This is a genomic window from Tropicimonas sp. TH_r6 (assembly GCF_033101155.1).
In the GTDB taxonomy this organism is placed as follows: Bacteria; Pseudomonadota; Alphaproteobacteria; order Rhodobacterales; family Rhodobacteraceae; genus Tropicimonas.
Genome location: NZ_JAWMPX010000002.1, coordinates 139,585 through 152,399, shown reverse-complemented (window position 1 = coordinate 152,399; position 12,815 = coordinate 139,585). Strand labels below are relative to the sequence as shown.

1 protein-coding gene (running past one end of the window) is annotated in these 12,815 nt (G+C 63.3%); it reads right to left on the bottom strand.

Translation table 11 applies throughout. From position 1 onward, the window contains the following. Nucleotides 1-2 precede the first annotated feature (2 nt). Nucleotides 3-12,815, bottom strand: the 3' end of a protein-coding gene (locus R3X27_RS02710; protein ID WP_317707286.1) for an LEPR-XLL domain-containing protein. It continues 18,303 nt past the right edge of the window; only the last 12,813 of its 31,116 coding nucleotides appear in the window; its start codon lies off the right edge, out of view; it ends in the stop codon at nucleotides 3-5.

Here is a 12,815-nt window from a genome sequence, read left to right as displayed (position 1 = left end):
TCTCAGGCCCTGCGCACCCATCTGGACAGACGCGCCGCAAGGCCATCATTCGCAGCGTTCCGAAGCACCTTGGGCGCCTGGCCGGAACCTCTGGACCCGGCTGACAGACTGCCGCGACCGAGTGCGGCAACCGATGCGACGGCAACCGCTGCAACCGCTGGCTGGCGGTCACGCAATCCGAAGAGGAGTTCGGCCTCGGCGGGATCGACAAGTTCGCCGGTCTTCGGATCGAAGACGAGCCCTTCAACCGCTGCGGACTTGTGTCCCTTGCCCTTGCCATTGCCCGGATTGCTGTCGGTTTCCGGCGCCGATACCGGGGACTCATCTTCGACCAGCACCACGTCGCCGCCGCCATCGCCGCCGTCGGAGGCAATGTCCACAAGGTCGTCATAGTCCTGCTCCAGCAAGTCATCGACCTGTTGCGTCATCACCGACAGCGTGTCGATATCCGGCGACACGCTGGTGCTGCCATCGATCGCAACCCGTGTGCCGGCATTCACGTCGGCACGCATCACGCCATCCGCCGCGTGACCGAAGCCAAGCAGGTGCCCGATCTCGTGCCGGAGCACAGTCAACAGGTCGATCCCGGTGCCGAGATCCTCATCGGTGTCCAGCGTGTCATCGATGAACCAGCCGATGCCCGCCGCGGTGACATCCAGAAGGATCGCCCCCTCCTCGGTCGTCCGCGCAAGGGTCGTCCCCTCAAGGTCGATCACAACCAGCTCGACGGCCTCAAGCGCCGCGATCTCTTCTGCGGATGCCAGGCCGCTTTCCGCCCAATCCGTCAGCGCCGCCTGATACACGGCCTGAACAGCATCCGCGTCAAGCGCAGGTGCATCGGCCGTGACATAGGCCTGGCTGTCGGATGACAGCCGCATGGCTTCGGCAAAGGCCGCGTCATTGGTGGCAACGCGCAGATCGTCGAAGCTGGCCGCGCCGTCGAAAACGGCAATGCCGAACCCGCCATCCACCAGCGCGGCGTTGAAGCCGAAGCTGGAGAGCAGAACGCCATCGAGCTTGATGCCGATCCCTGCCCCCTGCATCGTTACCTGCAGGCGATACGCTGTGGCCGGATCGAGATCCGCCGCATAGGTCGCGTCGATCACGATGCCGTCCTTGCCGGTCGCATGCCCGACCACCAGCTGATCATTGGCCACGTCCAGCGCCGCGAACTTGTAGTTCTCGGCATCGTAGCGGTCGAAGACCAGCCCGGCCATGCCAGCGGTGGTGATATCCACATCAATCTCGAGCACCGAGTTCGAGCTCAGCTGTGAGCCGAGATCCACGGATTGGACTGCCGGTCCATCAGATCCGGCGGTTCCGGCGAGCGTGCCAGACGCCTCGACCCAGCCCGCGGTTTCGTCCACCCGCGGCAATTCCGCGATGGGCGCGAAATCGTCGGTCTCGTCGAGCGTCCAGTCCGGCGGCAGGATCTGGACGAGGAAGTTGTCCACCTTGCCCGAGGAGCCGTCCATGCCCACGCCGACCAGGCCGCCATTGAGCGGGATCGGATCGCCAAGGGCGTCCACGCGCGGGGTGTAGTCATAGGTGAACCAGTTCACCCCTGCCACGGCAACGGTCACGTTATTGCCATTCACAGCAACGGTGACTGTGTAGTCCTGCCCCGGCTTGATCCGAACCGGCTTTTTCGACTGCTGGACATAGTGCCAGCCGGCCTCGTCGACATAGCCCATCTCGATCTTGTTGGTCGACACGTTGATGCCGGCGAACTTGAAGTCGATGTCGCTGTAATAGTCGAAGATCACGTAGCCGTTGGACTTCCAGCCGCCTGTCGGCTTGTCGAGGTTGAACGTCGCCTGGACCTCGTAATAGCTCGGCAGGAAGTCATCGAGCATGAAGACCGCCGAGGCCGTGTCGTCCGACGTCGCCGAGGCGACCGCCATCGAGCCGCCCGTGGCGGTGAATTTGCCACGATCCGGCGCAAAGGCATCGAGCGAACGATTGTCGAAATCCGCCGTGCGCAGGATGTCCCGCCGTCCGCCCGGAATGTTTCCGGCCTGCGGATCGGTGGGCGGACCGCTCTGGTCCTGCCAGAAGCCGTGATCCCCCTGAACCACGAGGCCCAGCTCGCCGTAAGGCTCGCCCATCTGGTAGTGCACGTTGGAATAGCGCGACCGGGAATTGTTGTTTCCGGTATCGGTCGTGCGGGTCAGGTCCACGCCATCGCTGGCTGCCTGTGCGGTGAGGAAGTCCCACAGCTGCGGCGGCACCTGCCGGCTGACCGTCGAGATTCCGAACGGTGCAAACGGCACGATATAGGAGTTGAACTCGCCCAGGTGATCGATCAGCCGGTCGCCGCCGGTATTGCCGATCAGGATGTCGAGCCCGGCGCCGCCAAAGACGCGGTCCTCCCAGATAAGGTGGGTCTCCGGCGCATCGTTGAGCGCGCCCGTCAGGTCGTAGCTGTTGCCCGGCCCGCCGGTCACGTCATCGGCATTCATCAGGTCGTTGCCGAAGCCGCCATAGACATGGTCGCGTCCCGTCCCCGAGACGATCCAGTCATTGCCCATATCGCCGAAGATCCGATCGTCGCCGTCGGATTCGCGCGCCACTTCGACGCCGATCGGCGTGCCGTTGGGCGCGAATTCGACATAGCTGAGCGCGGTCGGCCCTTCATTGTCGAGCTGGTTGAGGAAGAAATGCTTGAGCGTCGTCGGATCGACGCTGTCATCTTTCCAGACCGATCCATCATCGTTGAACAGGAGCGCGCGCCGCGGGTCGTACTCGTCGTAGAGATAGAACTCGCCGGTGCGCGACTGAACCGGAGTCGGCTCGTTCCAATGCGGCTCGCCGGTGTTGAACAGCAGGATGTTGCCCGGGTTCCACGGCCGGCTGTAATCCGTCCGCACGAGGCCCGTCGGCGCGACAAGGTTCGCGTCGCTGTCTTGCGACTCGTCCGGCGTGACGCCTTCGAAGAGCTGGATATAGCTCTCGGGCAGCGCCTCGCCGCCACCGATCGCATCGTCGCCCGAGCCACCGTGGATGAAGTCATCCCCGAGACCGCCGAAGATCACGTCATCGGCAAAGAGCGGGTTATGCGTGGTCGGATCGGCGGAGGCGCCCGGAAGCAGGGATTGCCCCTCAACAACGTTGAACGGCGACAGGTCGACCGACTTGAGCAGTTCGCCTTCGATATTGGCGGTGGTCTGCTGCACGTTGCCCGGCGTGGCGATCACCTCGTTGATCACGATACCCTGGCTTGTGCGGGTGTCTGGATCGTCGTTGAGCAGGGAATAGACGCCGTAAAGCGACTCGGCATATTCGGTGCCGTAATTGCCCCAATCGCGTGTGTTGCCCTTCAGGCTGACACTGCCATCGTCACTCAGCGCGGTGTTGCGGCTGGTAAAGATCCGGCCGTCATCGCCGAGAATACCGTCGATACCGGTGCCGCCGGAGATCCAGTCATTGCCCCAACCGCCGATGATGTCGTCGTTCTGGGCATCACCAAAGGCGATGTCATTGCCGCCGCCGAGATAGATCGTGTCGTCATCGGTCTCGCCGTGGATCTCGTCATGTCCGCCAATATCGACGCTGGCGCCGAAGCCGAACATTTCGCGGAACTCACCACCCGCCGTTTCGGAGAACAGGCCGGACTGGTAGTCGGGTCCGCCCGGCGTGTAGTCGAGCAGGCTCACGCCACGTACAACGATGCGCTCGCTCCCCTCGAAGATGTCGTAGTCGAAGGACTGGTAGAGACCGTTGCGCGAATTGTATAGCGCCTCGTAAACCGCCTGGTAGACCGGCACGCCATCGTCGTCATAGAGCCCGGAAGCATCCGACGCGCTCGGGTTGATCGCGTCATCGGCGATCAGGTCGACATTGTTGGTGCCGACGATGCGGATGATATTCGCATTGTCGCCAGCGATCGTGTCGGCGTCGCGGGCATGGCCATCGGCCAGCTCATCGGGCTGTTGCAGCAGGTTTCCATTGGCATCCACCGGGATGGAGCTGCCAACCACGTGACCGTTGTTGCGGTCGATCTGCTCGCCAGTGCCACCAAAGATGGTGTCCTTGCTGTCGGGACGGTTTTCCGCCTCGGTCAGGCTGAAGAACTCCGACGATCCGCCAACCAGGTCGTCCTGACCCAACCCGCCGAAGATCACGTCGCAGCCGCCGCCACCTTCGATGTAGTCATTGCCGTCGCCCTCCGAGGAGGTCTCGTTGGCCGCAACCACGGTGAGCGCGCCGACCGGGTCTTCCGGACCCAGCGGATCGCGGGCGGCGCCGACATGGCGCAGACCGTCAACGGCGCCCTGAATGGTGCCGTCACCCTGGATGACGTCATTTCCGAGCTGACCGAAGATCTGGTCATGCCCCGCACCACCGGCGATGTAGTCATTGCCGAAGGAGCCGACGCCCGCTTCGCCCGCGTTATAGGCGAATGTGTGCAGGTCGGCATAGTCGATATCGTATTCGGCCCACCAGCCCGGCCCGTTCGGGTCGCGGTAATCGCGGGCGATCGGGTTGCCATCGGCGTCGAGCGACACCATGAGCACGCCGCTCGTGTCCGGGGTAATCTCCCAGACACCCGGCGATGTCTCGACGCCGTAGCCCTCTTCGGCCGCGCGGTCCGTGCGCGAATACATCAACGCGCCCATCAGCGTCTGGAAACGCAGGCTCTCGATATCGTCCAGCAGGTTGCCATCGGCGCCGTCACGGCGGGTCAACTCGACATTGTCGCCAAAGATCAGGTCATCGCCGTCGCCGCCATCGATCATGTCATGGCCCGCGCCGCCGATCAGCACATCGTCGATCTCGGACCCGAACAGCGCATCGTCGCCGCCGGTCTGCGGATTGATCGAGGTGATGACAAGAACCGAGTCCAGCAACGTCGTCTGGATCTTCTGCTTCAGCCCATTGCTGCCGTCGACCGGCAGGACCGGGTCGGGCAGGTTCGGGTTCACCACGTTCTGGATCACCGCACCATGGTCGCCGAAGATGATGTCCGGACGGCCATCGGCGATGCCGCTGCCATTGCCGGTGATCATGTCATTGCCGGCACCCACCGCCTCGGTCTCGTCGCCGAGCGGGTCGGCCACGGGCGAGGCCACGGCCTTGAAGGTGTTGGCGGCAACCGGCAGGGAATCGTCGCCGGTCGGCAGCGGGCTGTTGTCATTGGTCGCGATCAACAGCGTGCGGGTGAGGATATCGACGTTCACGCCGCTGTCGCCATAGATATGGTCGACACCGCGCTGGCCAATGATCGTGTCATTGCCGGACCCGCCGGCAAGGTGGTCGCCGGTCTGCGACCCGATGATCAGGTCGTCGCCCACGCCGCCATAGGCGGTGATGCCCACCGAGCGGAAGATGCCCGCATCGGCCTCATCGGCATAGAGCGCGCTTGCGTCGATGATGTCATGGCCGTGATAGGTGAACGGGTTGGCCAGCGGGAAGATCCACTCGTCATCCTCGTTTTCCTCATCGGTCAGTTGCGGGAACGGATCAAACGGCTTGTCGCCGAATTCGAGCCCGTAGGGATCGTCGGAATGGCCGGAATACCACACGCCATCCTGGCTGGTGTCGCCATAGAGGACGAGCGGGCTGTCCGGGCCGGCACCGCCGGTCACCACGAAATGATCGCCGCCAATGCGTTCACCGTCCGACGTCGTGATGTCGGTCCGGGTGATCGTCACGGTCACGCCAGGTTCATCGCAAGGATCGAGTGCTGCATCCACGAGGGTGATGGTGTCCGCTGTGACGCTGGCGATGGTGAACCCACCGGCAATGCCGTCGATGAAGATGACCTGGCCCGGGGCAAAGCCGTCACCGGTCCAGTCGCCACCATCGCTGCGGATCAGCCGGTCGACACGAATATCGACGGTTTCGACCGTGACGGTCGTGACTTCGGGTTCGGCCACGTAAAGCGAGAATTCGCCTTGCGTCTGGGCGTAGTCCAGCCCGGCACCGGCAAGCTGTGCGGAGAGCACGATCTGCGAGTTGGTGCCCGCGGTCAGGAACTCCGTCATGTCAGCGTCGGCTGGCAGGTTGGCAGCGTTGAAGGCTGCCGGATCGACATCGTTGATCGACAGGACGACGCGCGTATGCGCCTCGCCGGCAAGCTGCACGACCTGTCCAACCTCGAAGCGGTCGTCATTCAGGCTGTAGCCGGTGTCCAGCGCGAAGCTGCGGCCATCAAGGCGGGTGAGGATCGTCTCGGTGCCGTCATTTGCGTCCACGTCGCCAGACACGATGTCGAAGAGCCCGGTGGAGGAGACCTGAAGGTTTCCGCCGCCATGCACGACCGTCAGCGCGCCATGCGGTCCCTGCACCCAGAAGAGCTCGGTCACCATGCTGCTGCTGCTCAAATCGAAGCTGTCTTCGAGGGCTGCGCCCTTGAGTTCCATCGTCAGGCCGTCATCGGAGATCTCGACCACGCGGTACTGCACGGCCGTCTCGTCGGTATCGACGGAAATGATGCCGTTGACGCCGATATTGATCAGATGACCTGCGAGGAAGCCGCTCTCGGACCAGTTGCCGGAGGACCGGGTCACGGTGCCGCCACCAGCTGTCGAGACGACATCCACGCTCACTTCTTCGATCACCAGCTCATCGCGGCCGATGATCCGCTGCGCCACGCTTTCGTCGAGGCCGAGCGGGAAGTCCGGACCGGACAGCACCAGGATCGAGTTGTCGTTCGGGTCGCGGAAGGGCAGCCCGGTATCGGTGTCGATCAGCGGGTTGCCGTCGTCATCGGAATAGGCATTGGCATCCTCGATGGCGACGATGCTCCAGTTCCATGTCTCCGGATCGAGCCCGTCGATCAGGATCGTCTGGCCGACGAGGAAGCCCTCGGCCTTCCAGTCGAACCCGTCGCGCCGGATCGTCTGCTGCCCGTCCGCGGCCGTGAACCGCTCGAACGCATCCGAGGCTGGCGGCAGGTTTGCATCGGGGTCCTCGCCCGGGGCGTGGAAGTCGAACACCTGTTCGGCCGACACGAACTCGGCCGGGTTCAGCGTGCCTTCGATCAACAGGTAATCATTGCCTTCGCCCAGCATCAGGTTGATCACCTCGATGGTGCTGGTCGCGCCATCGGTCGCGGCACCGCCGGCGCCGAAATTGATCTTTCCGAAGCTGATGCCGCCCGGATAGACGAGGTCCTGCGGCGTGGCGCTGTCTGCGCCCTCGCCATAAAGCGGACCGGTTACATCGGGGAAGACGAGATCTTCGGCCATGCCGAAGCCGCGCAGCGTGGTTTCGGTCATCACACCCTCGGTGTCGGCCTTGGAGCCGTCATTGAAGATGTTCAGCACGTCGATCTGCTGGCTCTCGGGCGCCTGGGTCGCGATGGCGATGAGGAAACCATCCGCCTCGCCGGGGAGTTTCAGGCCATTGGTGAGCGAGCGGTCGGCACCGGTGGTGCCGCCTTCGACGGAGAGCGGACCGCGCAAATCGGACAGGCGATGAGCCTTGACCGGGAAGATCTTGACGCCCTCGCGGGTCGGCGGAACCTCGTAGAAGGTGTCGGCGACCAGCTCGATGCTCTGCTGTTCGAACCAGTTGGTGTCATCAAAGATCGCGTGAACGGCAATGCGGCTGACTTCAACTGTCACCGGGGTCACGGTGGCCCCGGTCAGCCAGGCCGGCAATCCGCCGGCCACCGGTTCCAGCGTGAATTGCAGCACGCTGTCCTTGGTCTCGTTGGTGCTCTCGCCGCCATCGGCGCTGCCGCGGATGAGCGCGATCTTGAGATCGACGAAGTTGCTCGTCCCGTCTTCGGTGATGCGCACCCGCTGCCCTTCGAGGAAGCCCTGCTTGAGCCAGCCCTCGGCATCGCCGGAGATCGGATCTCCACTGGAATCGACCCGGATCAGACGGTCGACATTGACCCCCATCTGGTCATCCAGCGCGTTCACATAGACCACGTCGCCGGTCCAGATATCTTCCTCGGTCACCAGCGACAGGATGACATCATTCTCGACCTCGACCGGGTTGGACGTCAGGTCCGAGAAGGCAGAGGCCGTGAGTGTGATGGTCTGGTCGGTCACGGAGAGGATCACGAAATCCTCGCCCGCAACAGTGCTGTCACCGTCGAGATCGAAGCCGCTATTGCCGATCCGGATCAGGTCGCCGGCTTCCCAGCCATCGCTGACAAAGCTGCCGAGCTCGGCCCCGGTGCCCCGTGAAAGGGTCGCGTTGGAACCGTCATTCTCGAAGATGATCGAGCCGAAGAATTTCTGCGACGGGCGCAGGCCGCCGATCTTCTCGTAATCGCCAGCGGTAACCGCGGTTCCGTCAATCGACGCGACATCCGCCAGGCCATCGGTCAGGATCGCCACCTCGACGGTGCCGTCGGGCCGCTTGGTCAGGCGCAGGTCATAGCCGTCCGTATCGACGCCATCGGGGATCAGAACGGTATCGCCACCCGATTCCAGCACGATGGAGCCGGCCGTCTCGTCATCGATCACCTCGATATCGAGAGAGCCCGGGCCGGAGCGCAGGTTCGGGAAGACATAGTTCGGCTGTCCGACTGTCGAAGGATCGCGCGAGAAGGACAGGACGGCGGTCTGCGGATCCTCTCGCATGCCGTCATCCTTGGCGATCACGGTAAGCAGGACCGGGATATCCCAGTCATCACCGGTGAAGGTGATCGTTCCGTCCGCCGCGTTGAACCGCGTATCAGTGCTGTCATAGGTGATCGCCGCATCCGAGATCGCGGCGATATTATTGAACACCACGGTGTCGCTTCCGGTGCCGATCACGAGGTCGAACCGGTCGATCACGTCATCGCCATTCACGTCGAAATTGGTGATCAGGCTATCGGTGATCAGGCTGTTGAGCGCGAAAATATAGGCGGAGTCCGGCTGTCCAACGCCAAAAACATCGCCCAGGTTCAGGTTTTCCGGGGTTGCAAGCGCCGCAATGGCCACCGCAACGCTGTCGCCGGCATCCACCTGTGCCTGAAGCGCCGTCAGGATGCGTTCTCCATCGCGGACGTCGTCGTAGGACAGCTCGCCATCGGCGTTCCAGTCGAAATCGATCGTGGTTTCACCGAAATTCAGGTTCACGACGATCTCGTCGGACAGCGCCCCCGGATCCTTGGCCAGCGATACGAGGATCTCGTCCCGCAGGCTCGTGTCGATCGGGTCTGTGCCCGGCAGGCCATCATCGTCATAGAGGATACCCTCGGCCACGAGCGTCCGGCCGTCTTCGATCCATGTGTCGGGCGCGGTATAGGAGCCGGCCTCGATCTCCACGACATTGACACCCGGGGTGTCGTTGTCGCGAATCTCGACCTCGACATTGCGCACGTCGATGGCGTCGTAATCGGCGGAGGTCGTGGAGATCACCGAATGCTGGACCACATGCACGCGGTCGCCCTCGGCGCGCGTGTCATCGGGCGCATAGAGGAACACGGTCTGCAGGTCGTCCCAGTTGCTGTGATCGAAGCGCAGGACCACTGCGCGGTTGGCAAAGTAATGCGTCGACCCGTCGATCTCGATCGCGAGGCTGTCGCTATAAGGCGTGTCGCCCTTGATCTCGACCTCGCGCTGGAAATCGCGGCGCAAGTTCGCCGTGTTGGCATCCGTCGCGCTCAGCGACGGGCCGCCACCGAGGCCGTAATCACTGGTCAGCCACATCGTGTCGCCTTCGCCATCGGGAAGCGGCGGCGGGTTCACCAGCTTGTCATTGCGCTCTTCTTCGGGCGAACGCGCGGCCGAAACTGTCACATAGACCACCTCGCCCATCAGCAATTCGCGGGCCAGCGAGACGCTGTAGCTGTCCACCTGGCGTTGGCCGCCTTCGCGCACGGCGGTGAAGCCGTCGGCGCCTTCGTCGATGACCACGAGGCCCTCGCCGTCCTTGGCGACATTGTAGTCCAGCCCGTCGATGACCAGCCCGTCATAGAGCGCATCATCAGAGGCAACGAGATGGTCGACCGCTCCGGAAACGCCTTCCAGCTCCCGGGTCACGATATCTTCGACGACATCGCCGCCGACATTGATCGTATCGGAGCCAAGCCCGCCGATGACGCGATAGGCCACGCCATAAGCTGTTGACTGGACGAAGAACTCGTCATCGCCCTCAAGCCCGTCCACCTCGACGACCTCGATGGTCGAATAGCGCACGTTCAAGCCGGCCCCATAGATGGCGTCCTTGGTGATGGCGATGTCATCGGCAAATTCGGTGCCGAGGATCACCAGCTTGTCGAAGCCGGTGCCGCCCTCGACCGAGACCGGCGCGTTGACGTTGTAGCGCACCTCGTCGATGCCGCCGCCGGCACGGATATCCGGCGCCTGCGCGATCGAGAAGCCGAAGCCGATCTGGGCAACAGCCACGCCGTCCTCGTCGAGCACGATCTCGTCATCGGTGATGACGTCCGGGGTCACGAAGAGGTCGAGATAGTTGATATTGCCGTCGGCATTGGTGTCGAAATCGGAGGCAAACACGCCCAGCAGGTCCAACAGGTGGTCCGTGCCGGCAGTCGCGGCTACATAGGTCGCAATCGCGTCATCGGTGGTTTCACCGCCATCCACGAGCGCCTGAAGGCTTTCGAGGATCGCCACGCCGGCGTCGAGATCTGCCGCGTCGGTCGCCCCGTCGCCGTTCCAGTCGAAATCGGTCGTCGCGGCAAGCGCGAAGGCCCGCACGATGAACAGATCGTTGTCATCGTCGCCCTCGAGCCGCAGCTCGGCCTGGTTGGAATAGACGCGGAACTCGTCATTGCCGGTGCCGCCCTGCACCACCATCGGTGCCGAGATGCCCTGGCTCAGCCAGCCGCGCGTGGTCGAGACGAGATCCGGGAAGACATCCTGCGCCAGCAGGTTGCCATCCTCGATATTGCGCTTCTCGCCAAAGATCTGGCCGATCTGGAAGCTGTCATCGCCCTCGCCACCGTCGAGCGTAGTGATGACCGTCGCATCGTCGGAGAAGAAGGCATCATTGCCGCCCTGCCCTTCAATGGTCAGCCGCCCGTTCAGGCCGGTGTCATAGGTTATTCGCTGCACCTCGAAGGAGCTTTCGTTGTATTGCAGCACGTCCTGATAGGTTTCCACCTCGCCATGCAGCAGCGAGACATAGCCCGGACGATCCGCCGTCTCGTTGGGCAGGAAGCTGGCCGCACGGAGCAGGAAGATGTCGTCCGTCGCATAGCGCTCGTACCCGTTCTCGGTGAATTCGCCGCCATTGGTGTTCGGCGCCTGCTGGTCGAGGCCAAAGATCGTCGCTTCGTCCACGCCGTCGGTGTAATCGCCGGTGTCGAGGATATTGACGATGTAGTTGCGCGTGTCGCCCTGCGAGCCGAGCGTGTACACCTCGTAGGTGTCAGTGTCCGACTGGCCGTCAAGCGTCAGCGTGTGTTCGGCCAGCACAGACAGGTCGACCGGATCGCCCAGCGTCGCGTCGGTCTGCGAGTTGGTCACGCTGTAAGCCGTCGTCGACAGGGCCGGTGAGGTCTGTGTCGCCGCGTCTTGCAGGAAGTAGACGCGGAACAGGTCCTCGCCATTGTTGGCATCATCGGCCACATCATCGGTCGCGCCGCCATAGGCGCGCGTCCGCGACCCGAGGAAAACAAAGCCGGCATCGCCCCAGGTCGTGCCGCCGGCATCGCCGTCGGTATCGCCGAACTGGAGAATATCCACATCTGAATTGCCGAAGATCTGCGTGATGCCGTCTTCGTAGCCGACATCGCCCGATGCCAGCGTCTCTTCGCCCGCAACCGGGGCGCCGCCATCATCCAATCCGCGCGGACGCGAGGTGCCGACCGGGTTGGCCCCGGTGGTCCCGGCCGCCACGAGGATGGCGCCGGCAATGATCTTGCCCCGGATGACAATGGTCGATCCGTAATCGGCATCTGCATCGGCGTGATCGCCGCGCAGGATGATGCCCTTGCCAGCGACGATCTCGGAGTTCTCGTCCAGCGTAATGTCGTCGCCAACACGGATCTCGACGGAGCCGGTTTCGGCATAAACGGAGCCATGAGCCACAGCCCGGTCTGCATCCGGATTGTTGCCCGGCAGCGTGGTATCGTCTTCGGCCAACCGGCCGGAGCCGCTGTCGACCAGCTGGAAATCCTCACCGGTCGAGGTGGCGTCGGTGCCTTCGCGCACGGTCAGGCGGATATTGCCCTGATAGGTATGGGCAAAGACCAGGCGCAATTCACCCTCGGTCTCGGTCAGCCAGATCGAGTCGGTCGCCTCAAGCGCCACGTCCTTTTCATTGGCATTGAGGTCATCGACCTGGACCAGTCCGTTGCGGCTGTTGATCTCGAGGTCGTCGCCAAATTCGCCGATATCGGACCCGGCGCCATTGGCATCCAGATCGACCATCAGGCCGATGATATTGGCAAAGTCGTCGTCGCGGGCATCGATGATCGAACCGCCCGTCGTGCGCAGGGACACATCGCCCAGCGTTTCGACGGAATGGATCCGCATGTCGCCCAGCATTTCATCCATGAAGATGCCCAGCGTCGAGCTGGCCGTAATGTCGAAGGCCCGCAGCACGCCAATACCGGACCCTGCGTTGGTGCCGGCAATGTCGGCATCCACTTCGAGGAAGTTGTCGGCAAGGCCGATACCGCCGGTCAGGCCGCTCGACAGGTTGGCCGGGTTCGGATCAACAACGCGGTCCGCGATGTCGATCGGGTCCGGATTGACGAAGCCAGCGGCGGCCACGAATGTCAGGTTCACACCCGAAACATCGGCCAGGTCGCCACCGGCGGTGTTGTTCTCGTCCCGTTCGGCGTCGATGAACCGCTGCGGCGAGTAGAGCACCACGTCGTCATCGGTGGATGTGATCGTGCCGATGCGGAAATCGCCGGTCATCTCGGTCGCCGCGATCCAGCCATTGGTCTTGAT